Below are 22,909 nucleotides of genomic sequence, written 5' to 3'. Positions count from 1 at the left end.
TTCCGGACACCGCGCGCGGCCGCGTGTTAGCGTCCCGGGGGCAACGCGTGGACCCTGGAACGCGTCTTTCGGCCCATGAGACCCGAGCAGGAAAGCCGGCCGAGACCACACGTCCGGGGAGGGACGGGGAGAATCAAGGTGACCGCTGCCGAGCCGACACGGGCCGACGACGACACCGCCGCCCCGGACCCCGCGCACACCAAGCGCGGGAGCGACGGCGAGCGCACGCCGGAGCCGTCCGGCCGTCTCGACGGCCTGAAGCAGAAGTGCCTGCGCCACCCGGTCCTGCTGACGACCGCGGTCGCCGCGGTCGCCCACATCCTGTGGTTCCTCTTCTTCGCCAACAGCGGCGGCGACATCGCGGCCCAGGACGCCTGGGCCGAGTTCGTCGGCCGGCACCCGGGCACGGCGTACAACCTCGCCTGGTACGGGGGCATGCACCCCGTCTCGTACAGCGTGGTCTCGCCGTACCTCATGTCCCTGCTCGGTGTGCGGACGACGATGATGATCGCCGGCACCGTCTCGGCCGGGCTGACCTCGCTGATCCTGTACCGGGTGAAGGCGGTCCGTAACCCGCTGGCCTGCTCGATGGCGGGCGTCTTCGCGTACCTGTGCAACGCGCTGTCGGGCCGGGTGACGTTCGGGCTCGGCATGATGTTCGCGGTCGGCGCGACGGCGGCGGTGTTCTGCTGGCCGTACCGGTGGCGCTACAAGCGGTGGGCGAAGGCGGCCGTCGCCGCACCCCTCGCCGGGCTCGCGACGGCGGGCAGCCCGGTGGCGGGCCTCTTCCTCGGCGTGGTCGCGGCCGCGCTGTTCCTGAACAAGCGGCGCCCCGGCGCGTACGCACTGGGCCTCGCGCCCGTCGCGGTGGTCGCGCTGTCCGCGTGGCTCTTCCCGTTCTCCGGCACCCAGCCGATGTCGGTCGCGACCCTGTCCGGCCCGTTCGTCTTCGCGTGGCTCGTCTTCTTCCTCGTACCGAGCGACTGGAAGACGGTCCGCACGGCGTCGGCCGTGTACGGGGTCGGGACGCTGGCGACGTACATCGTCGACTCGCAGATCGGCTCCAACGTCTCGCGGATGGCGATGCTGTTCGCGGGCATCGTCCTGCTGGCCGCCCTGCCGTACACCACACCCCGCTCCCGGAAGTGGTACGCGGTGGTCATCGCGTTCGCCTCGCTGAACTTCTGGATCGGCTTCAAGGGCGTCGACGACATCGTCAGGACCGCCCCCACCGCCTCCTGGACCCGCTCGCTGGGCCCGCTCGTCAACCAGCTCCAGAAGGTCGGCGCGGAGCGCGGCCGGGTCGAGGTCGTCCCGCCGAGCAGCCACCGCGAGGCCTCCGCGCTGCCGCACTCCGTCAACCTGGCCCGGGGCTGGAACCGCCAGGCCGACATGAAGCGCAACCCGCTGTTCTACGACGACACCCTGGACCCCGTCAACTACCGTCAGTGGCTCGACCGCTGGGCCGTGCACTACGTGGTGCTGCCGCAGGGCGACCCCGACTACAGCGGCGCCCGCAAGGAGGCCGAACTCGTCGGCAAGGGCCTCTCCTACCTGAAGCTGATCTGGTCCAACAAGGACTGGCGGCTCTTCGAGGTGGACAGCCCGGTGCCGCTGGCCGACCCGCCGGCCACGGTGGAGCGCGCGGGCGAGGGCGAGCTGACGATCCACGTCAAGAAGGCCGGCCGGGTGCTGATCCGTGTCCCGTACTCGCCCTGGCTCGCCCTCGTCGACGAGAACGGCAAGGGCCTGGAACGCCCCCGGGAGACCGAGGCCTCCAAGCAGCGGGCGGACGAGAACACCCCGAGGACCTTCGTCAACGAGAACGGCTGCCTGCTCAAGGTGGACGAGGACGAGGACGGCGACGAGTGGACGGAACTCCTGGCCCCGCGCCCCGGCACCTACCGCCTGAGCGCCCCGTACCAGTTCCAGCCCGGCACGCCGTGCCCGGACGAGCTGCGGTGACGGCTGCGGAGGGCGTACGAGGAGGCCCGGACGCCGTACGCGCCTCCTGGCGGAACACGACCCACGACTGGGCGGCCGAGGTGGACCACGCCCACCTCGACGCCGTCCGCCGGGCCCCCGAGACGTACGCCCCCGGCGGCGTCCACCACCTCGTCCTGGAGGTCCTCGCCTACGCGGCGGACGAGGCGGAGTGCACCGGCGGCGGGCGCGCCCGCGTCACCCTGCACGCGGACGGCTCGGTCTCCGTCACGGACGACGGCCGGGGCACCGACACCCGCCTCGACGCGGCGGGCCACCCGGTGAAGAAGCCGGTCATGGCCACGAAGGACCTCCGCTTCTTCGACGCCCCCGACACCCCGGCGCTCCCCGACGGCCACCCGCGCCGGGGCATGTCCGTCGTCGCCGCACTCAGCGACCGGCTGACCCACACCAACCGCCGCGCCGGCGGCTCCTGGACCCAGCGCTACGAGCACGGCGTCCCGGTGACGGACCTGGACCCGCTCCCGGACGACGGCACGACGGGCACCCGGGTCCACTTCCACCCGGCGGCGGGCCTGACCGCGGCTTCGGGAGCGGGACTGACGGACTGGCCGGCGCACCTCACGGTCGCGGTGGAGCGGGAGACGGCCCACTGAGGTCGTACACCGCGAAGTCCGTCACCGGCCGGTAGCCGACGCGCTGGTACAGCCCGTTGCTGGTGGGGTTGGCGAGGTCCGCGAAAAGCAGCACATCGTCCGCGCCCTCGGCGAGCGCGGCGCGGCTGACGTGGGCGGTGGCGGCGCCCGCGTAACCTCGGCCCCGCAGTTCGGCGGGGGTGTAGACGGCGCTGACCCGGATCTGCCCGGCGACCTTCGCCGTCGTCCCCGCCATGGAGACGGGCACCCCGTCGGGGGTCTCCCAGAGGGTGATGCGCCGGTCGGCGATGTGCGTGTCGGCCCAGGTTCCGGGGTCCTGAACGCCGCCCCCGCCGATGTCCCGCACGAACTCCGCGTACCACCGCGCCAGCAGCTCCCGGTCCCGCTCGTCCACGACCCGGGCACGCCCGTCCGGCACCGGCTCGGGCCGCTGGAGCTCCCCGAGCCGGTAGAGCCGCATCCGCTCGTGCAGCCGCGGCTCGACCCCCGTACGGGCCCGCCAGGCCTCCGCGAACGCGGCCGACGTCTCGCTGTCCGCGTTGACCCCGGGCACGTCGTCGCCGACGTCCGCCAGGTGCGCGACCAGCGACCGGGCATCCTCGGGCACGAGAGGCGTGACGATCAGCTGGTAGGGCGGCGTCCGGAAATACGCGCCCCGCACCTCCCCGCCCCGCTCCAGCACCCCGAACACGGGCTCCTCGTCCCCGTACACCTTGGCACCCCGGACACGCAGGCCCTCGGTCACGGTCAGGGACACGGTGTGCAGAGCGGGCCGCGACCGCAGGAAGCGCCCGGCACGGTCGAGGAAGGCGTGGACGTCGGGCAGGCGAAGCCAGTGCGAGGTATCCATGACTCATCCTCCCGCGACGGGCGAGGGGAGCGCCTGGGACCTTCCGCGCCCCCGGGCCCTACTCGACCTCGATGCCGTATTCCTGCACCAACTCCTCCAGCCCGCCCGGATACCCCTTCCCGCCGGACACGAACTCCCAGTCACCGTTGGCCCGCCGACGGAACGGACCCCAGTACGAGGGCGGTCTCGCCGGGCCGGCCGTCCGAGACGTCCAGCTGGTCGAGCGGAGTGCGTTCGGCGTCCAGGAGCCGGATCCCGGCATCGGTGAAGCCGGACAGATCGGCGTCGGGATTGGCGACGGGATCGATCGCGGCGACGACGACGAGCCGGTCCGCGCGCGCCGGAAGCGCGTCGAAGCCGACCTGGATCGCGGCCTTGTCGGGAGCGACGGGGATCAGCTCGCGCACCGTGCCGTCGGGCGTACGCGGGTTGTTGAAGAAGACGAAGTGGTCGTCGTCCAGGACGCGGTTGCCCTGACAGACGAGCGCGCACACGTCCAGGGCCACCGCGCCCGACCAGTACATGCCGAGCACATTGTGGTCGTTGCCGCGGCTCTCGCCGTCGTCCGGCGCCGTCCGCCGCGCCGGCACCTGCCGCTCCCCGCCGCCCAGCCGGCCGCGCAGCCCGTGCCGGTGCAGCAGGTCGACGAGCTCGGCGCCCGGAACCAGCTCCAGCGGCTTGCCGTTGGCAAAGGTGTGGGAGCCGGGGCCGAACTTGGAAGTGGTGACCAGGACGCCCTTGTTGGCGCCGGCGTCCTGCACGGTTCCGTACAGGTCGCGGACCGCCGTCGGCGGCACGGTGTTGCGGTAGCGCTTCACCTGGACGACGATCTTGCCGCCGCGTATCGGGGTCGGGTCCAGCGCGTCGACGTCGACACCGCCGTCGTTGGAGCGCTGCGTGGTGACCGCCTGCATGCCCATCGCCCGGAAGAGCTCGGCGACCAGCGCCTCGAAGGCGAGCGGGTCCATCTCGTACAGGTCGGGCTCCTCGTCGCCCCCATGCGTCACGACCCCGTTGCCGACGTCCTCGGGGACCCGGGCGGGCCGCACAGCCGCGTACTGGTCGGGGCGGGCGGACAGCTGCCCGCGCAACCCGTCCACCAGGCAGTTGACCGCGTTCACCTGCTCCAGGTGCAGCTCGGCGAACTCCGCGCGCGACGCCATGACCGTGCCGAGGAACATGGGCACCCGCCGCCCCGTCGCCGGGTCGTGGTCGTCCACGAACCCGTTCAGCGCGACCGACTCCAGGGCCCCGAACTCGTCGGCGGCGAAGAGATCGCGCAGGACGAGCAGCAGGCACTGGGCGAGCACGTCCCGGTACAGCGCCCGGCGCTGTGTGACCGGCCGGGGCGACTCCTTCTCCTGGTCCGCGTTGATCATGTACCGCACGGACTTCGCCTCGGGGACGATGTCGTACCTGGGCAGCTCCCAGCCCAGCACCAGCTGCCGGGCGCCCGAGTCGTACGCAGCGGACACCTGCCGGGGCAGCCCGTCGGGCCACGCCAGCAACCCCTGCAACCCCTCTACCCGCGCATCCAGCTCCCGCGTACGCCGCCGGGCCTCCGCCTCACGCTGCTCCCGGTACGCCGCCTTCTGCTCCCGCTGACTCCGCGCGAGCTCCCGCTGCTGGGCCCGCTGATCCCGTTCCTGATCCCGCAGATACCTGGCCTGCGCCTCCTGCTGACGCTGTTGCTGCCGCTGCGCCTCGGCCCAGACCCCGACCAACCCATTGGAGCGACGACTCATCCCGCCCAGGCCCTCCCCACCGGAACCCGCGCACACACGACGAGCCCCGACCCCATAACCAGCTGTGATGGCACAACTTTAGTGCGCAACGAACGCGGGGCCCATGGAGTTGACGGGGTTTGGGGGGAAGTTGAACGTGCGGAGGGCCGGTCCGGGAGAAGACCTCTCCCGGACCGGCCCTTCTCGCTGCGCCCTGCCGGGTGGTTGTGCGCGCCCCGCCTAGTTGGAGACGTGAGGGCTCGGCAGGGCGGCCCCGAAGTAGCCCTTGGCGTTGCGAACGGTGATTCCGGCGCTCTTGCCGTCCAGGTTGACCGAACCGCTCAGGAGCGGGCCGGAGGCCGAACCGCGGGCGGTCCACAGGCAACCGTCGCTGTTCTCCGTGGGTACGCCGACGACCGTCTCGGCCTTGCCGTCCTTGTTGAGGTCGGCAAGGTGGACGGTCGCGCCGAATGAGTCGCCCGCCTCTGCCGTACCGGGTATGCCGGCCGTGCTCTGGGTGTACCCGACCGCCTTGGCCGTGGTCAGGCCGGAGGCGGAGCCACGCAGCAGAACGGCGGCGCCCGCCGATTCGCGCGAGCCGACCGCCTCACCGGGAGAGCCGACGAGGACATCGGCGTACCCGTCGGCGTTGACGTCGCCGACGCTGAGCGACTGTCCGAACCGGTCGCCGTTCTCGGCGGTTCCGGGGACTCCGGCCGTGCCCTGGTGGAAGACCCGTGGCCGCTGGTCGACGGTGATGCCCTGCGCGCTGCCGTAGAGGACCTGGATCTCGCCGCCGCGGTGCGCCGCGCCGGTCGCGTTCATGGTCGAATCGTCATCCGCGATGCCCGTGACGAGGTCGCCGTAGCCGTCACCGTTGATGTCGCCGATCTGGCCGGCGTGGCCGTCGGCGTGGGTGAGTTCAATGGGCCAATTGGCCAAGTAGTCGTCGGTAAGCGGGCCGTTGTCGGCGTACACAGGTCCACGAAGGTCGTCGTCCGCGGGCCCGGCCAGCCAGAAACGCTCCGCTCTGCCATCGCCGTTCACATCTCCCATCACCACGCCCCGGCTCTCGCCCAGGCGGCTTTCCCCGTAGTTGGAGGCGGCCTTTCCGGTGCGGGTGAAGGGACCGGTGTAGGAGGCGCCCTCGCAGCGCGAGCCGATGGTCACCTCCGGGGCGCCGTCCCCGTTCATGTCGCCTGTGGCCAGGGATTTCCCGAAACCGCAGTACGTGCTTCCGTCCCCGTATCCGGCCGGAGGAGAGATGGTCGCACCGCCCGTCAGCCCGCTGGGCCCGCCCCATACGACGGTCGCGGAGCCCCGGGACTCCTTGTCGCCGACCTGCTCCCTCGGGGTGCCGACGATCAGATCCGCGTACCCGTCCCGATCCAGATCGGCGCTGGCCACCGTCGTGCCGAAGGCGTCCCATTCCTCGGGGGTGCCGGGGACGCCGGAGGTCGCCTGCGTGATGACCGTCCTGTGCGTGGTGCTCACCGATGAGGCCGACCCGTACAGGACGACGACGGCACCGGCTTCCTCCACGCTGCCATTGGCGGCGTAGGGCGCGCCGACAGCCAGGTCCCGGTAGCCGTCACCGTTGAAGTCGTCCTGGACGGCTGCGGTGTTGGCCCCCTTGTAAGGGCTGGCGGCGGAAGCCGTCGTCGGGGTGAGGGCGAAGGCGATGAGGGGTGCGAGCACGGCGGCGGCCGTGGCTGCTCTGCGCAACGGGACTCCTTGACGGAAGGACGGAACTGCAGGGACCGCGGAACGACCGAAGCGACAGCACCTGAAGCGCGGTCGCCACACTGGACACACGAGGGGCCCTCGGGGTTGTGCGCGACTCTCTCCGATTCTGTTCTGTGCGACGCGCGACTGACAGTGGTCGCTGAGGGGCCCGGCCGGAAAGACTGCAGCAATGATCACTCACATTTCGAGCGATGACCTGCCACTCCTGGACCGGGCAGCGCACCAGTTCAGAGGAGTGCCCGCCGACGCCGCGTTCCTTGAGCCGCGGAGCGTGATGGCTTTCGTGGCGAGCAAGGGCGACGAGATCCTGGGCTGGTGCTGGGGCTACCGCCTGGTGCGGCCGGATGGATCCGCGATGCTGTACGTCCACGGACTGGATGTGGCGGAGGCCCACCGCCGGCGGGGGATCGGACGAAGCCTTCTGACGGCGTTCATGGCGGCGGGCAAGAAGGCCGGCGCCTCGACGATGTTCGTGTTCACCAACGAGGCGAATGCCGCTGCCCGATCCTTCTACGAGTCCATGGGAGGCGGACCGCCGGCCCAGGGCCCCTCGGTGAACTACTGGTTCCGGCTCGACTCGTAAGGGCTGTTCGCGGCACAGCGACCTCCGGGAGCGGGCCGGCGTGCGCCGACGGCGGCCCGCGTTGGAGGTCACCCCTTCATGTACATCTGTTACTTTGATTACATGAGTGAACCGGTGATTGAATCCATGGCTGAGGTCCGCAGCCACCTCGCTGACGTCATCGATCGCGCTCGTCGAGAGGAAACCCCGACGATCATCACTCGACGCGGCAAGCATGAAGCCGTCGTGATCGATATCCAGGAGTACCAGCGCCTGAGGCAGATCGCCGAAGAGGCCGAAGAGGCGTGGCTCAACCGACTGGCCGACGAGGCCGAGTCCGAGGGCACCGAAGGGTCGGTCTCGCTCGAAGAGATGGCTGCCCTGCTCCGCGCCCGTGAGGGCTGACCATGGGGCACGCCACGCGTTTCACGCCGCACGCTCAGCGGGACATGCTCAAGATCCCGCGCCCGGATGCCCTGCGCGTCCTGCATCGCCTTGCTGAACTTCAGAAGGCGATGGACGCGGGTGACACGACCGCGTTCGACATCAAAGCCCTCCAGGGTCACCACGCTCGTTGGCGACTCAGGGTCGGTGATTACCGCATCGTCTGCACCGTAGAGAACGGCCGACTCATCATTTGGGTCCTGGCCGTCGGCGGCCGTCGCGACGTGTACCGACAGGTCCCGTAGAACTCGCCGCGCCGCTGATGTCGGTGGCCCGCCGTACGCCGTAGTCTCATCGGTTCATGCAAGCGGCCAGGATGTGGACGTTCAAGGCCGACGAAGGACCCGCGACGCCGCTGAGCGGGGTTCCGGCAAGCCTGCTGTCGAAAGGCCGATACCTTGCCTCGGCGCGGTGATCCGTTGTCCCGGCGGGGTGTGGCCGTGTCCGACGTCAGGCGCCAAGATCGGCCCCGTGCGCGGCGGCGATCGCACCCACGCTCGTACCCCTAGCGCTGTTCGCCTGCCGCCCCCCTTGGCTTCGACGCCCAGCCGTCAAAGGGCCCGGACCATGGCTGGTCCGGTCCCTTTCCCTGGTGCCCCCGGCAGGATGCGAACCTGCGACACCCGCTTTAGGAGTGGGATCGGATCCTTGCCGGGGGGTGTTCGACGGTGCCGCGAGGTGCTGTTTCGCCTGGTCAGCGCCACGCGGCTTCGTGGTCGATCCCACTCATGACATCTCGTGACGGACAGTCCGCTCACGCATCGCGCACGCACGGAGGGGTGTCCGCTTGGGCTTGCCGCAGAAGATCGGACGGACCATCCCCGATCCTCCGAGAAGGACCCGATCGCACCAGCGGTCCGGGCCTTCGGCGTGTTCGGAAAGCGACCCGTCGTCGCATTCCAGCATGCAGGATGCCCGCAGATCCACCCCAAAGCGAGGGCGGCCAGCAAGGCCGTCGAGGCGATGAGACTGAGGCTTCCAGGCACTGGAAGGTCCAGTGGGCGGCCGGCCGTCTGCTCGACGAGCCCGACACGGGCGGGTTGCCCTTGGACAGGCAGGTGGGCAGCTCAGAGAGAGGCACCTGGGTCGATCGGCGAGATCATGTCGAGGGGTGGTAGCTGAACCATGGGACGCTGGCTGCTGCCTCTGGCAAAGTGATCGTCACAGCTAGACGATTCTCGTGAGGAATTTTGTGAGCACGCTCGGTCGCTTCATCTGGTCAATCGCTGACCAGCTTCGGGGCCCCTATCGCCCCAACCAGTACGGGACAGTGATCCTCCCGTTCACGATCCTAAGACGGCTCGACTGCCTACTCGAGCCGGACCGCGCGGCGGTACGGGAGCTGGCTGCGAAGCACGAGAACCCGAACCGGCTCAAGGTCGAGGTTAAGAAGGCCACGGGGCGGACGTTCTACAACACCTCCAACTACGAGTTCGCGAACCTGCTGGCCGATGCGGACGGGCTGGCGGACAACCTCGCTGACTACATCGACCGGTTCTCCGCCGACGTGGACGTGTTCGAGTACTTCGACTTCAAGAAGGAGATCCTGGCCCTGGAGAAGGCCGGGCTCCTGCGCGAGATCGTCAAGTCCTTCGGCGCCGTCGACCTGCATCCCGACGTGGTGTCCAACGCAGACATGGGGGATGCGTTCGAGTACATCATCCGCAAGTTCAACGAGGCCGCGAACGAGACCTCCGGAGACCACTACACGCCGCGCGACGCGATCCGGCTGCTGGTGGACCTGCTATTCGCAGAGAAGGACGTCGACCTCTCCGAGGGCAGCATCATCAGGTCGCTGTACGATCCCACCGCCGGTACCGGAGGCATGCTCTCCCTGGCAGAGGAGCACCTGCTCGCCCAGAACTCCGAGGCGAAGCTGAGCCTGTACGGTCAGGAGTACAACCCGCAGTCGTACGCCATCTGCAAGTCCGACCTGCTTGCCAAGGGCCACGACACGGCCAACATCGCCTTCGGCAACACGCTCACCGACGATGCCTTCAGGGGCCGCCAGTTCGACTATTGCATGTCCAACCCGCCCTACGGGGTGGACTGGAAGCAGTACGCCAAGGCGGTCAAGGAGGAGCGCGACTCCGCCGGCCCTTACGGCCGCTTCGCGCCGGGACTCCCCGCAACCTCGGACGGCCAGATGCTCTTCCTGCTCCACTTGGCCCACAAGATGCGCGCACCCGAGGACGGCGGCGGCCGCGTCGGCATCGTCATGAACGGCTCGCCTCTCTTCAACGGTGCCGCCGAATCCGGCCCCTCCAACATCCGCAGGTGGCTGCTAGAGAACGATCTTGTTGAGACGATTGTTGCCCTGCCGACCAGCATGTTCTTTAACACCGGCATTGCCACCTATATCTGGATCCTCGACAACACCAAGCACCCCGACCGTCAGGGCAAGGTTCAGCTTATCGACGGCACGTCGTTCTGGACCAAGATGCGCAAGAACCTCGGGTCCAAGGGACGCGAGATCAGAGACCGTGACCGTGCCGAGGTCGTGCGGCTGTACGCCGACTTCGAGGACGCCGACCCTGACTTCTCCAAGGTGCTACGCAACGACGAGTTCGGCTACTGGACCATCACTGTCGAGCGTCCCCTCCTCGATGATGACGGGAACCCTGTCGTCGACCGCAAGGGCAACCCGAAGCCCGACTCGAAGAAGCGAGACACCGAGAACGTCCCGTTTACCTATGGCGGCTCCACCGCTGGTGCGGCAGGGGAGCGCGAAGTCATCCAGACGTGCTTCGACACGGAGGTGAAGCCGCACGTTCCCGATGCCTGGGTGGAGTGGGCCAAGACCAAGACCGGCTACGAGATCCCCTTCACCCGCCACTTCTACAGGTACGTTCCACCTCGCTCGCTCGCCGAGATCGATGCCGACCTGGAGAAGCAGGTCGCCAAGATCCTCGACCTGCTGCGGGAGGTGGAGCAGTGACTACCGCGTCGCCGCCCGACTGGCGCGAGACAACGGTGCGGCGAGTGTTGCGCCCGCTGGACCGACCTGCTCGGTCGGGGCTCGGTGTTATCACCGCCTACCGGGATGGCACAGTCACTCTGCGCTCGAACCGTCGCGAGGACGGCTACACCTTCTCTGATACCGAGAATGGCTATCAGGAGATCCGCCCCGGCGACCTGGTCTTCCACGCCCTCGACGGTTTTGCTGGCGCCGTCGGCGTCTCGGACAGTCACGGCAACGGTTCACCCGTCTACCACGTCTGCGAGCCTGTGGCGGGCGATGATCCCGCTTACCTTGCTCGTCTGCTGCGCCTCCTAGGCACCTCCGGCTTCCTCACTACCCAGGCGCCGAACGTCCGCGAGCGCAGCGTTGACTTTCGCAACTGGGGCACCTTCGCTCGCATTCCTCTGGTACTGCCCCCGGCCAACGAGCAGCGCTCCATCGCGGCCTACCTCGACCGTGAGACGGCCCGCATCGACACGCTCATCGAAGAGCAGCAGCGTCTGATCGAACTTCAGTGGGAGCGTCGAGCGGCCGTGGTTGATGCGGCGCTGGTTCCATTGAGTTCGTGGACGTGCACAGCACTGAAGCACGCACTCGATGGGATCGATCAAGGTGTCAGTCCGCAGGCCGAGGCAGGACTTGCAGACGAACCCGGCGCATGGGGGGTGTTGAAGAGCGGATGCGTAAATCGTGGGGTTTTCCGCCCCAATGAGCACAAACGGCTTCCAGATGGCTTTCCGTTCGATCCTGCTATTGCAGTGAAGGAGGGTGATGTCATCGTTTCACGAGCGAGCGGGTCACCGGATCTCGTCGGATCGGCTGCGATCGTTGAGCATCTCGACTACCGCCTGATTCTCTCTGACAAGTTGTTCCGTTTGCAGCCGCGACGCTCGACGGATTCCAGGTTCTTGGCATGGAGCCTCAACTCCGGCCGGTACAGAATCCAAGTGCGCCGTGCCATCAGCGGGGCCGATGGGCTCGCGAACAACCTCCCGCTGTCCAAATTGCGCGGCTTCGAGATGCACTTTCCGTCCTTGGAGGAGCAGCGGCGCATCGCTGCATACCTTGACGGTCAGACAGCAAAGATCGACATGCTTATCGTCGAGACCGAGCGATTCATCGAGCTCGCTCGGGAGCGCCGGTCGGCGTTGATCACGGCGGCAGTGACAGGTCAGATCGACGTGCGGCGGGTGGCGTGATGGCTGACCACAACGAGGTGGTCTTCGAGACAGAGATCTGCGAGTACCTAAACGGCCGCGGCTGGCTGCACTCGGCCAACGACACGGGATACGACCGTGAGCGGGCGCTGTTTCCCAACGACCTTGTCGCGTGGCTGGAGGAGACACAGAAGCCGGCGTACAAAAAGGCGTTGAAGGCGGCGGGCTCGCAGGCAAAGTTCCTCGATGTCTTGACCGCGGCGCTCGACCGGCCGCTGGAACATGGCGGTGGGACGCTGAACATCCTGCGTAACGGGGTGCAGTACATCGGCGGTGGTCGGTTGAAGATGGCGCAGTTCCGTCCGGAGACGTCGCTCAACGAGACGACCACTGCACACTACGAGGCGATGCGGGTGCGGGTGGTGCGGCAGGTGCACTTCTCGACCGCCGACCAGCGCAGTATCGATCTGGTGTTCTTCGTCAACGGGCTCCCGGTCGCTACTGTGGAGCTGAAGACCGACTTCACCCAGTCGGTGGACGAGGCGGTCAACCAATACAAGCAGCATCGCGCTCCGTTGACGAACGGGCGGCCGGAGCCGTTGCTGTCGTCCGGGCACCGGGCACTGGTGCACTTTGCGGTCTCGAACGACCTTGCTGCGATGACCACGAGGCTGGAGGGGGAGAAGACCCACTTCCTGCCGTTCAACATGGGCTTCGACAGCGCTGCCGGCAACCCGCCCGGCTCGGACGGACGCTCGTCGACCGCGTACCTGTGGGAACGCGTCTGGGAGAGGCACGCCTGGCTGAACATCATCGGGCGGCTAATGATCGTGCAGACCAAGGAAGAGTGGGACGTCACCACCGGCACCTCGGTGCGGCGTACGAGCATGCTCTTCCCGCGGTTCCACCAGTGGGAGGCCGTCACGAACATCGTCGAGGCGGTAAAGGAGGAGGGTGTCGGGCAGCGGTACCTGATCGAGCACTCGGCCGGGTCGGGGAAGACGAACACCATCGCTTGGACGGCTCACCGGCTGGCGCGGCTGCATGTCGATGACCAGAAGCTCTTCGACTCGGTCATCGTGGTCGTGGACCGCACCGTGCTCGACTCCCAGCTGCAGGATGCGATCCGGCAGATTGACGGCACCGGCAAGATCGTCGCGACTATCAGCCCCGAGGACGTCCGTAAGGCCGGCGCGAAGTCAAAGTCGGGTCTGTTGGCACAGGCGTTGAAGAACGGTGAGCTCATCATCGCGGTGACGGTGCAGACCTTCCCGCATGCGCTGGCCGAGATCCGGACCGACGCCGGCCTGAAGGGCAAGCGGTTCGCCGTCATTGCCGATGAGGCGCACTCCTCCCAGTCGGGTCAGATCTCCTCGAAGCTGAAGCAGGTGCTGACCGCTGAGGAGCTGAAGGAGATCGAGGAGGGCGGCGAGGTCGATGTGGAGTCGGTGCTGGCCTCGGAGATGACCGAGCGGGCCGATTCGGAGAACATCTCCTACTTCGCTTTCACCGCCACGCCGAAGAACAAGACGCTGGAACTGTTCGGCCGCAAGGGGCACGACGGCAAACCGTGCGAATTCCACCTGTACTCGATGCAGCAGGCGATCGAGGAGGGCTACATCCTCGACGTGCTCAAGGGATACCAGCACTACGACACCGCGCTGAAGATCGCTGGCAGGGCCGAGAGCGGCGACGGAGGAGAGGTCGAGGAGTCTGCGGCCCGCAAGGGGCTGATGCGGTGGGTGCAGCTCCACCCGACGAACATCAGCCAGAAGGTGCAGATCATCGTCGAGCACTTCCACGCCAACGTCGCCTATCTCCTCGAAGGCAAGGCGAAGGCGATGGTGGTGACCGGGTCACGCAAGTCCGCGGTGAAGTACAAGCTGGCCATCGACGCCTACATCGCCAGGCGCCGCGCCGAGGACGCCTCGTACAACTACCGCACGTTGGTCGCCTTCTCCGCCGGGGTGACGATGGCCGAGGACGAGACCTGGCACAGTGACTGGGGCCCGCAGCCGTCGAAGGATGACGAGTTCACCGAGGGCAACATGAACCCCGGCGCCGGGGCTGATCTGGCTGCGGCTTTCAAGAGCGACACGTACAAGATCATGCTGGTCGCTAACAAGTTCCAGACCGGCTTCGATCAGCCCCTGCTCTCGGCGATGTACGTCGACAAGAAGCTGTCGGGGGTCACTGCGGTGCAGACACTCTCGCGGCTCAACCGCACCCACCGCACCGCTGGCGGGGAGCAGAAGCGCAAGACGTTCGTCATCGACTTCGCCAACAAGCCGGAGGACATCAAGGCAGCCTTCGAGCCGTACTTCAAGAAAACGACCCTGGAGACCGAGACCGATCCGTACGTCGTCGTCCACCTGGCTAACAAGCTCGCCCAGGCAGGAATCTACACCGAGGACGACGTCCGCAAGGTCGCCGAGCTGTGGGTGATCCGGAAAGGCAACAACGCACTTTCGGCGGCGATTAGCCCGGCCCAGCACGACTTCCGCCGCCGCTACGTGCGAGCGATTGAGGAAGAGGACAAGGTCACGCTCAACGCGCTCGACCTCTTCCGTAAAGACGTCTCCACCTACGTGCGCCTCTATGACTTCATGTCCCAGATTGTCGACTACGGCGACCCTTACATGGAGATGCTCTCGATCTTCCTGCGCCTGCTGGAGAAGGTCATCGCCGAGTCAGCCTGGACGGCCGACGTAGACCTCTCCGACGTGGTGCTGGTCGGGGTCAAGCACGACAAGGCGATCGCGGTCGACATCTCACTGGTGGGCGACGGTCAGCTGAAGGGCATCAGCGCCGCCGGCACGGGCTCGAAGAAGGATCCCAAGTACGTCGCGCTCCAGGTCGTCATAGCCAAGATGAACGACCTCTTCGGCGCCGAATCGTTCGCCGAGTCTCAGGTCCGGGAGTTCGTGCAGGGGCTCGTCCAAAGGTTGCTCGCTGACTCGAACCTGATCAACCAGACCAAGGTGAATTCCAAGAAGCAGTTCATGGAGTCACAAGATTTCCAAGCAGCAGTTTCGGAGGCGGTCGCAGACAACCAGGACGCCCACAACACGATGGCTGACTACTTCTTCACCGACGGGCCGGCTATCAACTCGATCATCGTCGCCCTCGCGGATGCCTTCTACGAAGCAGCGGTCGATCAGCAGGTGGATTCCTAGATAAGGCAGCACGCACGTCGCGCCCCCAACAGGCCGTCCCGCTGCGGAGGTGAGGGCGAGCAGGATCCATGGAAGCCCCGCCAGCAGCCAGATCGGAGCTTTCTGTTGAAATCGGTTATTGGGGGGGTAAGTGAGAGTCTGCTTTCTGATCAACGAAGGTTGGAGCTCGCCGGAGGCGGGAGCCTGGGGATGGCTCACCATGAGGGAATCTCTGGTGCGAGCATTCATGGAATCGGTTCCGCGACATAGGCGCCATGCCCGCTTTTCCACGGGTACTCTCCCGCTGCGGCGGCTTGCCCAAGAGGTGGGCAGCGCTGAAGCCGCTGCAAACAGCATTCTCGGCGAACACTGGGCAGCCTGGAGCACTTTCTTTGGGCCGGACCTTGTCAAGGGTGTCGAATCATTTGATATCGCAGGTATGGTAGTGGAATCTTTGACTCCCTCAGACGCTCGCGCCATGCACATCCGGCTGAAAGATATGGACTGGTATCTGGGGGCAGTGCAAACTCGTCCGGAGATTCCGGAGCACTGGGTGGTTTTTCTCAAGGGTATCCCGAGTCGCTTTCGGATCTTCGAAGACTCACTCTATTTATTTTATAGAGGCTATGAGTCGGAATTCGAAGACAACCGAGACCACGTAGAATATCGCGAGTGGGAATCTTCCGGCCTCTTCTCCTCGGTTCGTTGGGAGGACTCCGGGGTGCGAGAGACCATCTTTGATCCATACGACAACATGCAGCACTTTCGCAGGCTCGGCGAGGCGGACGAACTTCTTCATGGCCAGTTCTCATCTGCGCTGGGCGAGACCCTGATGCGTTGCTCAGACCTAAACCCGAACCTAACTCAACGGCTCCATGCGGCCATCAAGGCGTTTGAGGGCCACGAGACGGCTGAAGAACTGGCGCATGTGTCGTTGTCCTGTCGACGATTCACAGAAAAACTTGCGGACTGCCTATATCCTCCACGTGATGAGAAGGTAAACGGACGAAAGGTCGGTCCGGCTGAATACCGGAACCGTCTGTGGGCATACGTCGCTGAGAATGTCACTTCCGACACCTCGCGAGAACTGCTCGTCGCGAATGTTGAGGATTTGGGGAAGCGTATTGACAAGCTGGATAGCCTGAGCAATAAGGGGCTGCACTCTGACGTTTCGTCCTCAGATGTGAATCGATTGTTGCTTTCGCTTCTTGTCGTGGCGCATGACTTGATCTCGCTTCGCCCGCCCGGCGGTGCCTTTATGTACGAACCGTACGAGACCACCATTCGTACCTTTATGGAGGGGCTGTTGCAACAACAAGAAGGTCGGTCTCAGGAGGATGAGGAATAGAGTGGCCAGTGGCTCGCGCGGATCATCACGGTGAGGACTGGTGAGGCCGGTGACGGTTGGCTCTGGCCGATGTCCTCGTAGCCCCACGACTTGTAGAGCGCGTGGACCTTCCCATCGCCGGCGGCCCGGTTAACCATGAGCGTGACGTACGGCTCGTCGCGTGTGGCGAGGAGGGCGTCGTGGATGCGGCGGGCGGTGCCGGTCTTCCGCCAGGCTGGCCCGATGCCGATCTCCTTCAGGGCCACTGCCGGACGCTCGGTGTACTTCTCCGCCGGCGTCGGGCTGGTGCGCTGCCAGTAGCGGTCGCCGTGCTCGATGGTGTTGCTGTACGCGTAGCCGACCGGTTGGCCGGCCGCGTACGCGAGGACGGCCGTGAAGCCTGGTTCGGTGGAGTGCCGGTCGATGCGTTCGCCGAAAGCGGTCACCGCGTAGTTCGGCAGGTGGAGCAGCGGGGCGCGTACCTCGGCGTACACGTCGAGGAGGTCGCCGCGAGCGGTGTCCAGGTTGGTGAAAGTGCGCAGCTCGGTGGCGGGTGCCATGGTCATGCGGCCGTCCTCCAGGTGGTGGTGTGCTCGGTCCAGGTCTGGACGGTGGTGCTGAGCGGGGCGGTGGCGCGGAGCGCGGCCCCGAACTCTTGGAGCATGCGCGACACGCGGGCGTGGCGGGTGGCGGCGTCTGCGGGGACCTTCATCGCGGTGGCTGTTGCGGCCTCGGCGGCGCCTTGGGCGAGTAGGGCGTGTGCGAGACGGGTCGTGGTGATGGCCCGGGACCTGACCATGTGGGGCCGGAGCGATGACAGGCAGCGGTGGGCGTGGTACTCGGCGGTTGGGTAGTCGCCGAGCGCCAGGTACGCGGAGAGGGCCAAGGAGTCCAGTTCGGCTTGGTCGTAGAAGGCGAGCAACCAGACCGGCCGGTGGTCGGCTGGATCGGCGCGCAGCATGGCGTCCTGCGCCTGCTCGAACGCGCGACGTGTATCAGCCCGGTTCTGGGCCGTGCCGTGGATGGCGCCTTGGCGGGCCAGGCCGAGGGACGCGAACAGCGGGTCGCGGCGGGTGAGGTGCAGGTTGCGGGCGACATCGTTGGCAGCGCACGCGTCGGTGGGGCGGCCCATGTGGCGGTACATGGTGCCCGCGTGACTCCAGATGCGGAACTTGATTGCCTGGTCCCCCGACATCTCCGCGAGGGCTTGGGCCTCGCGCATGTGCGCCTTCGCGACGTCGTAGCGCCGGCCGTCGATGGCGGCCCACATCGCAGACGAGCGGAATGCGGCTCCGGAGGCGTAGAGACTGCTGCGTACCCGCTGCGTGGCGCTGCCCGCGTTCTGGAGATTGAGCGCCTCGTCGGCGAGCGCGGCGGCCCGCTCCTCGATGCCGAGTTGCCCGCCGTGGCGGTGGTCGCTGGCGATGATCTCGGTGAAGCGCTTGTTCAGCCGGTTGACGTCGCTCATGCCGATTCGGCGCGGTGACGCGGTCCCTGGGGTGGCTGCTGCGGCAGCCGCCGCTGCGATGCCGCCGACGAGGGTACGGCGCTTCATGTCGGGCTCCTCCTGCTGCGATGGCGCTGGGGTGGGCGAAGGCCGGCCCCGTGGCACGAACCCTAAGGCGACGGCGGGTAATCCGGTGACGTCCTCAAGTGCGGTACGCGTTGCTGATTTTGGCCAGGCAACTCGGCCTGCTTTCCACGCCCGGACCGAGGACCCGTCGAGCCCGCCTACGTGTCCCGTCAGCTGTTCAACAGCCCTGTTCACGGCGTCGGCCAGGCTGTTTGAGCTGTATCCGTGCTCGGTCATCCACGCCTCAAGGACGGTGTTGCGGATCGCGTCCATGCGGGCACGGTAGCCCGCGCTCTCCCTACCCACCAGGTAAAGGGCAGGTCAAAACGTCCTAGGTAAGCCCGTCGGACGAGCACCTGAACGCCCTAACCAACCTTCCAGGCAACGGCGTTATCTGGGTGTCGGTCACTCCCCGCGAGCGGCTGTTGACGGCTCGGTTCCCCCCTGAAGAGCCACCAGGGGTGGAGCGAGCGCCGAGACGACACGAAGGCTCCAGCCCATGCCGATTCTGAAGAAACCAGTTGAGGCGGTCCTCGCCAGCCACCCCACGTACAGCGAGATCTTCCCGTGCGTGCCGTCCACGGCCGAGACCGGGCGCAGGCTCGTCCGGGGGGTTCTCGGGATGTGGCACCTCGATGTCCTTGCCGACCGCGCCGAGCTGATCATCACGGAGTTGATCGCGAATGCCTCCAGACACACCCCGTGCCCCGAGATCCGTCTCGTCGTCGGGCGGCCGAGCGCGTCACGGGTACGCGTCGGGATCGTGGACGAGGCACCGTCGCGTCTGCCGGCGCTGAGCCACGCGGGCGAGGAGGACGAGTCGGGCCGCGGGCTGCTCCTTATTGATGCTGTGGCCGACCGCTGGGGCTGTGACCTTCAGAGTTCAGGCGGACGTCTGCGGGGCAAAGAGGTCTGGGCCGAACTCCATACCGAGGGCGACGAGTGAGAGCCCGGACGCGATGCCCTCGCTTCTTCTGGGCCCTGCCCGCTCGCCGTTTCAGTTCTGGGCCGGCGCCGCCAGATATCAGGCTGCCGGTTCGCCCGTCTCGGCTGGCTGGGGAAGGGCCGTTCCTTGATGAATTCGTCATGGATCACCGGTGACTGCTGGCTCGGCTGCGAACGGACCGGAGTGCGGGTGATCTGGCTCGGCCCGGTGCAGTGGGACGGGCAGCACGCCCCCTTTTACGCATGTGAGCTGTGTCTTGATCGTCTCAAGGCACAGGCCCTCACCTACCTCATGGGGCGTTGATCGACTTCCGCTCGATCAGCCCCTCACACACGACTTCCTGGCGTGAGCGGGCGGTCCGGCCAGAGCTTTCTGTGTGGGCCGCGCCCCCTCGTGCCGGGCAGCCAGGAGCTGGTCCGAGGGCCAGCCGTCCGGCATGGCTCTTCTGGCGGCTCCTGGTGGGCATTCCAGCCCAGCTCAGCAACAACCAATGATGAAAGAGGAGTGCAGCATGACGCGCAGCACCGTAGTGCCCAGCCGTACCGAAGTACGACCGCAAATTCCGGGGACGTCAGACGGCTTCGACTTGGATGTCTCTCTCGTGGAGATCGCTGACCCGGCAGGTCTGGTCAACCTGACCGACGACAACTGCGGTTCCACCTGCGGCGCCTGCACCACCAACGTCGCCTGACCGAAGCCCAGGTCGCCTTCGGCCTGGTGCCGCCGCGTCTCCGCGCGGCGGCACCAGCCGCCCATCCCCTCGCTTATGGAGGTCATCGGTGGTTGCTCAGCCCACAGTGTTCCGAGCCGGTTCCACCGCTCTCGTGCGCGCCGTGGCCCGACGGTCTCTGTCGGTTCCTCCGTGCCCTGACCCGGATGACCACTCGCCCCACGGCTCCTCCGCCTGTGGGACGTGGCTTCGCGCGGTCTGGGCGGACGAGGACACCGCCGAGGCCGTGGAGCACTCCAGCCCAGCCTTGGCCATGCAGGTGCGGGCCGTGTGTACGGCCGAGAATCCTCCCCATCGAGACGCTCGGCGCGCGGCGCAGTCGGTAGCCCGCTATCTGTTGCGGGCTCAGCACCGGGCGACGCCCTTCGGTCTGTTCGCCGGAGTGACCACTGCGGCGTTCGGCCCTCGGGTGCGTGCGGACTGGGGCGAGGAGCACGTAGCCGTCGGTCGAGCGGGGGCCGAGTGGCTCGCCGCTGTGGTCGAACGGCTGGAGTTTTGCCCGGAACTCCTTGACCGGCTGCCCGTCGTCGTCAACAACACCGTGACGAGCCGGGGAGACCGGCTCATCGTGCCGTTCCAACCCGACGCCAATGACGACCGGATGCGCGCGGTCGAGGCATCCCTGGCCCTGACAGAACCGGTGCGTGCGGTCCTCGCCGTGACCCGGACGCCTATTCGCTGCGGAGCCCTCGTGGAAAAGCTCCGGGTGGAGTTCCCCGAGGCCGGTCCGGAGAAGGTGCGCCGTCTACTGGCGGCGCTGGTCCGGCGGCGAGTGCTGATCACGAGCCTGCACGCGCCAAGCACCGAGACCGACGCCCTCGGGTACCTGCTCGACCAACTCGACGCGATCGGCGTCGACGACCTTGCGTCGGTAGCAGAGACGGCACGCGAGCTGCACGCGGTCCGAATGGGCTTGAAGGAGTGCGCCACGCGCGGCGGCCGGGACAGCACCGCAGCGCGGATGCGGGCCCTCGTGCCCGGACTGCGTCGGCACCCTGTTGCGCTTGACCTGCGGTTGGATGCGCAACTCGTCCTACCCGAGGAAGTGGCCCGGGAGATCGAGCGCGCCGCCTTTATCCTGGCCCGGGTGAGCACCCGCCCGTACGGGACATCCGCGTGGAACGCTTACCACCAGCGCTTCTACGAGCGGTACGGCACTGGCACGATGGTCCCACTCGCGGAGGCCGTCGCGGACAGCGGGACTGGCTACCCCGACGGCTACCCGGGCAGTCCTGACGGTTCGCGTCGGCCCCGCGTCTCCGCTCGGGATGACGCCCTCGTACGCCTGGCGCAGGGTGCCGCGCTCGACGGCCGCGACGAGGTCGTACTCACTGACGAACAGATCGACGTCCTGGACGTGGGGCCCGACGAGCCACGACTGCCGCCGCATCTGGAGGTGGGGGTGCGAGTGCACGCCGCCAGCGTGGAGGACTTGCAGGGCGGACGATTCCGGCTGGAGGTAGTGAGCGTGTCGCGCGGGGCCGGCGTTTCGACAGGCCGGTTTCTCGGCGTACTGGCACCCTCCAAGCGTCAGGCCCTGGCCGCAGAGCTGGCCGACCTTCCGGCCGCGGACAGCGACACCGTGCCCGCCCAGCTTTCCTTCCCGCCGCTGCTCCCGGAGAGCGCTCATGTCACCCGCGCCCCGCAAGTCTTGCCTACCGTGATCAGCCTCCAAGAGCACCGCGCACCGAAGGACACCGTCCTTACCCCGGGCGAATTGGCCGTGGGGTGCGACGGCCGCCGCATGTACCTGGCCGTTCCGGAACGGGGGCACCGCGTCGAGGCCGTCGGTATGAACGCGCTGAACCTGCATACCCACACTCCGCCGTTGGCCCGGTTCCTCGCCGAACTGTCCCGCGCCCAGTGCGCGCAGGTCACCGCCTTCGACTGGGGCGTCGCAGCAGCGATGCCGTTCCTGCCGCGCCTGCGGTACGGGCGTACGGTGCTGACCCCGGCGCGCTGGCGTCTGGAGGCGTCCGAATTACCCGGTCGTGCTCGCCCTCGTACTGAGTGGGACACTGCGCTCTCCGAATGGCGGGCGCAGCGGGGATTGCCTCGCCGCGTGCTCCTCGTAGAGGACGACCGGCGTCTCTTCCTCGACCTCGACGAAGCCGGCCACCGGACGCTCCTGCTCCGGCACCTCGACCGCTCGCACCAGGCCGTGCTCATTGAGGCCCCGGAACCAGAAACATACGGCTGGTGCGGCGGGCGAGCCCACGAGATCGTGGTGCCGCTCAGAGCGACCCGATCGCCGTCCTGGCCGCCCCTGCCCGTTCCCACGCAGGCTCGCGTCCTCTCGTCGGCTCAGCTGCAGACTCCCGCCGCTTCGTCGGTGCTGCTCGCAGCCTTGTACGGAGACCCTCGCCGCCAGGACACCTTGCTCTCCCAGCACCTCCCCGGCCTCCTCGAACGACTGGGCAACCCGCCGTGGTGGTTCATCCGCTTCCGCGACCCGGACCAGCACCTCCGCGTACGCATCGCCCTTCCCGACCGCAGAACCTTCGCTCAGACGGCGCGCACCGTGAGCGCGTGGGCCGACGACCTGCGCAGTGTCGGCCTGCTGGCAGATCTGCGCTACCCCACCTCCTATCGGGAAATGGGCCGTTGGGGCTCCGGCGCCGCTTGGGAGGCGGCCGAGAAGGTGTTCCGGGCAGACTCGCGCAGCGTCCTGGCCCAGCTCGCAGAGCCACAGAGACCGGCGCAACGCGCACTGGTGGCGGCCCACACCGTCGCCATCGCCTCTGCGTTCCTCGGCAGCGCCGAGGCCGCGATGCGCTGGCTGGCCGACCACGTCTCGCCGACGGCGCCTGCGTCCGTACGCCGCCCGCAATTCAGCGAGGCCGTACGGCTCGCGAACCCAACCGACGACTGGGCCGCCCTGCGCGAGGTCCAGGGCGGAGACGCCATCGTGTCGGGTTGGGCAGAGCGCGATGCGGCACTCGCCGCGTACCGGTTGCACCTTCCCGGCCCGGACACCCAGGGCATCGCCGTCGATGACGTCCTGACCTCCCTTCTGCACGTCCACTTTGTGCGACACGTCGCGGTGAACTTCCCCGAGGAAGAGGTGTGCCTCTACCTGGCTCGCGCTGCTGCTCTGGCGTGGACTGCCCGCACCACCAGGAGGCCGGCGTGA

Annotated in this window: 16 protein-coding genes and 1 pseudogene; 12 read left to right on the top strand and 5 right to left on the bottom strand. The window is 67.4% G+C overall.

From position 1 onward, the window contains the following. The first annotated feature begins 138 nt into the window (after positions 1–138). Entirely contained in the window at positions 139–1,965 is a 1,827-nt protein-coding gene (locus OG242_RS13030; protein ID WP_405898325.1) for an MFS transporter, read from the top strand. Further along, positions 1,962–2,600, top strand: coding sequence for an ATP-binding protein (locus tag OG242_RS13025; RefSeq protein WP_405898324.1), 639 nt, complete (start codon positions 1,962–1,964; stop codon positions 2,598–2,600). Before OG242_RS13030 ends, OG242_RS13025 begins: the two co-directional genes overlap by 4 nt. Here OG242_RS13025 and OG242_RS13020 read toward each other — a convergent pair. The 3 genes and pseudogenes from OG242_RS13020 to OG242_RS13010 all read right to left on the bottom strand — a co-directional run bounded on the left by OG242_RS13020 (position 2,566) and on the right by OG242_RS13010 (position 6,899). After that, the gene (locus tag OG242_RS13020; protein WP_405898323.1) at positions 2,566–3,450 is read right to left on the bottom strand and encodes a GNAT family N-acetyltransferase; all 885 of its coding nucleotides are present in this window, start codon (positions 3,448–3,450) and stop codon (positions 2,566–2,568) included. The two genes, OG242_RS13025 and OG242_RS13020, sit on opposite strands and share 35 nt — an antisense overlap. Before the next feature lie 58 nt (positions 3,451–3,508). Continuing rightward, positions 3,509–5,195 (bottom strand): annotated as a pseudogene (locus OG242_RS13015) (restriction endonuclease). Positions 5,196–5,414: 219 nt separating this feature from the next. Next, positions 5,415–6,899, bottom strand: a complete 1,485-nt coding sequence (locus OG242_RS13010) for a hypothetical protein (RefSeq protein ID WP_405898322.1) — start codon at positions 6,897–6,899, stop codon at positions 5,415–5,417. 190 nt (positions 6,900–7,089) lie between these two features. Here OG242_RS13010 and OG242_RS13005 point away from each other — a divergent pair, with 190 nt between their 5' ends. From OG242_RS13005 to OG242_RS12975, 7 genes are all read left to right on the top strand, one after another. Further along, positions 7,090–7,503 (top strand): GNAT family N-acetyltransferase, encoded by a 414-nt coding sequence (locus OG242_RS13005; RefSeq protein ID WP_405898321.1) that lies wholly within the window; start codon positions 7,090–7,092, stop codon positions 7,501–7,503. A gap of 102 nt (positions 7,504–7,605) precedes the next feature. Continuing rightward, the gene (locus tag OG242_RS13000; RefSeq protein WP_405898320.1) at positions 7,606–7,887 is read left to right on the top strand and encodes a type II toxin-antitoxin system Phd/YefM family antitoxin; all 282 of its coding nucleotides are present in this window, start codon (positions 7,606–7,608) and stop codon (positions 7,885–7,887) included. A gap of 2 nt (positions 7,888–7,889) precedes the next feature. Beyond that, positions 7,890–8,171: a type II toxin-antitoxin system RelE/ParE family toxin gene (locus OG242_RS12995; protein WP_405898319.1), complete on the top strand. Its 282-nt coding sequence runs from the start codon at positions 7,890–7,892 to the stop codon at positions 8,169–8,171. Positions 8,172–9,118: 947 nt separating this feature from the next. Continuing rightward, complete coding sequence (locus OG242_RS12990) at positions 9,119–10,864, top strand: N-6 DNA methylase (RefSeq protein WP_405898318.1); 1,746 nt, start codon at positions 9,119–9,121, stop codon at positions 10,862–10,864. Then, on the top strand, positions 10,861–12,087 hold the full coding sequence (locus OG242_RS12985) for a hypothetical protein (RefSeq protein ID WP_405898317.1): 1,227 nt from the start codon (positions 10,861–10,863) through the stop codon (positions 12,085–12,087). The genes OG242_RS12990 and OG242_RS12985 overlap by 4 nt, the downstream gene beginning before the upstream one ends. Next, entirely contained in the window at positions 12,087–15,221 is a 3,135-nt protein-coding gene (locus OG242_RS12980) for a type I restriction endonuclease subunit R (RefSeq protein WP_405898316.1), read from the top strand. Before OG242_RS12985 ends, OG242_RS12980 begins: the two co-directional genes overlap by 1 nt. Positions 15,222–15,420: 199 nt before the next feature. Continuing rightward, positions 15,421–16,548: a hypothetical protein gene (locus OG242_RS12975; RefSeq protein ID WP_405898315.1), complete on the top strand. Its 1,128-nt coding sequence runs from the start codon at positions 15,421–15,423 to the stop codon at positions 16,546–16,548. On the opposite strand, the gene OG242_RS12970 is transcribed toward OG242_RS12975, so the two are convergent. Both OG242_RS12970 and OG242_RS12965 read right to left on the bottom strand, forming a co-directional pair. Beyond that, complete coding sequence (locus tag OG242_RS12970; RefSeq protein WP_405898314.1) at positions 16,530–17,093, bottom strand: GNAT family N-acetyltransferase; 564 nt, start codon at positions 17,091–17,093, stop codon at positions 16,530–16,532. The two genes, OG242_RS12975 and OG242_RS12970, sit on opposite strands and share 19 nt — an antisense overlap. Then, positions 17,090–18,373 carry an XRE family transcriptional regulator gene (locus OG242_RS12965; protein ID WP_405898313.1) on the bottom strand — a complete coding sequence of 428 codons (1,284 nt, stop codon included), beginning with the start codon at positions 18,371–18,373 and terminating at the stop codon, positions 17,090–17,092. The genes OG242_RS12970 and OG242_RS12965 overlap by 4 nt, the downstream gene beginning before the upstream one ends. Positions 18,374–18,599: 226 nt before the next feature. On the opposite strand from OG242_RS12965, the gene OG242_RS12960 reads away from it, so the two are divergent. The 3 genes from OG242_RS12960 (at position 18,600) to OG242_RS12950 (ending at position 22,909) form a co-directional block, all read left to right on the top strand. After that, positions 18,600–19,046, top strand: coding sequence for an ATP-binding protein (locus OG242_RS12960; RefSeq protein ID WP_405898312.1), 447 nt, complete (start codon positions 18,600–18,602; stop codon positions 19,044–19,046). Between the two features lie 511 nt (positions 19,047–19,557). Then, positions 19,558–19,737, top strand: a complete 180-nt coding sequence (locus tag OG242_RS12955) for an FxLD family lanthipeptide (RefSeq protein ID WP_019759145.1) — start codon at positions 19,558–19,560, stop codon at positions 19,735–19,737. Between the two features lie 88 nt (positions 19,738–19,825). Continuing rightward, positions 19,826–22,909: a lantibiotic dehydratase gene (locus OG242_RS12950; protein WP_405898311.1), complete on the top strand. Its 3,084-nt coding sequence runs from the start codon at positions 19,826–19,828 to the stop codon at positions 22,907–22,909.

It is taken from the genome of Streptomyces sp. NBC_00727 (genome assembly GCF_045161745.1).
Taxonomy (GTDB): domain Bacteria; phylum Actinomycetota; class Actinomycetes; order Streptomycetales; family Streptomycetaceae; genus Streptomyces.
Note: the sequence above shows the minus strand (reverse complement) of the source record. Positions and strands in the feature narration are given on the sequence as shown.

What these genes read in the sequence shown, in the direction of transcription:
- OG242_RS12955 (WP_019759145.1), top strand. Translation starts at nt 19,558, where the DNA reads ATGACGCGCAGCACCGTAGTGCCCAGCCGTACCGAAGTACGACCGCAA.
- OG242_RS13020 (WP_405898323.1), bottom strand. Translation starts at nt 3,450, where the DNA reads ATGGATACCTCGCACTGGCTTCGCCTGCCCGACGTCCACGCCTTCCTC.
- OG242_RS12975 (WP_405898315.1), top strand. Translation starts at nt 15,421, where the DNA reads ATGAGGGAATCTCTGGTGCGAGCATTCATGGAATCGGTTCCGCGACAT.
- OG242_RS12970 (WP_405898314.1), bottom strand. Translation starts at nt 17,093, where the DNA reads ATGACCATGGCACCCGCCACCGAGCTGCGCACTTTCACCAACCTGGAC.
- OG242_RS12965 (WP_405898313.1), bottom strand. Translation starts at nt 18,373, where the DNA reads ATGGACGCGATCCGCAACACCGTCCTTGAGGCGTGGATGACCGAGCAC.
- OG242_RS12960 (WP_405898312.1), top strand. Translation starts at nt 18,600, where the DNA reads ATGCCGATTCTGAAGAAACCAGTTGAGGCGGTCCTCGCCAGCCACCCC.
- OG242_RS12995 (WP_405898319.1), top strand. Translation starts at nt 7,890, where the DNA reads ATGGGGCACGCCACGCGTTTCACGCCGCACGCTCAGCGGGACATGCTC.
- OG242_RS13000 (WP_405898320.1), top strand. Translation starts at nt 7,606, where the DNA reads ATGAGTGAACCGGTGATTGAATCCATGGCTGAGGTCCGCAGCCACCTC.
- OG242_RS12980 (WP_405898316.1), top strand. Translation starts at nt 12,087, where the DNA reads ATGGCTGACCACAACGAGGTGGTCTTCGAGACAGAGATCTGCGAGTAC.
- OG242_RS13005 (WP_405898321.1), top strand. Translation starts at nt 7,090, where the DNA reads ATGATCACTCACATTTCGAGCGATGACCTGCCACTCCTGGACCGGGCA.